General features: G+C 62.1%; 1 protein-coding gene. It reads left to right on the forward strand.

What is annotated here, in order from left to right:
• The coding region (locus tag D1614_RS29020) for a formate dehydrogenase subunit gamma (RefSeq protein WP_175579331.1) at positions 1–512 on the forward strand (512 nt) is incomplete at both ends.

The raw sequence follows: 512 nt of genomic DNA on the forward strand, positions 1-512 counted from the left end.
GGCGTGCTGATCCAGCGCACGGGACAGAAGTGGCGGCTGTTCCGCAATGGCGTGATCACCGTGTGGGGCGGTTGGCTCATGGTGCTCGTTCCGTCGGTGATCCTCGGTTTCTTCCTTTGGCGCGGCATGATCCCCCTGAAGGAAGCGCCGACCGGCCGCAAGATCGAGCGCTTTACCCCCACCGAGCGCTACGTGCACTGGACGATGGCGATCTCCTTTGTCACGCTCGGCGTGTCGGGCATCGTCATGCTGTGGGGCAAGCATTTTCTGCTGCCGATCCTCGGTCACCAGTTGTTCGGCTGGCTGACCTACCTGCTCAAGAACCTGCACAACCTGGTGGGGCCGCTTTTCACGGTCAGCATCATCGTGGCCTTCGTGATGTGGGTGCGAGATAACCTGCCGCGCCAGGGCGATTTGAAATGGCTGTTGAGCCTGGGTGGCATGTTTGCCGGCGAACACGGCGGCGAAGTGCCGTCGCACCGCTTCAACGCCGGCGAGAAACTCTGGTTCTG

Source organism: Maribellus luteus (assembly GCF_003576475.1).
GTDB classification, from domain to species: Bacteria; Bacteroidota; Bacteroidia; order Bacteroidales; family Prolixibacteraceae; genus Draconibacterium; species Draconibacterium luteum.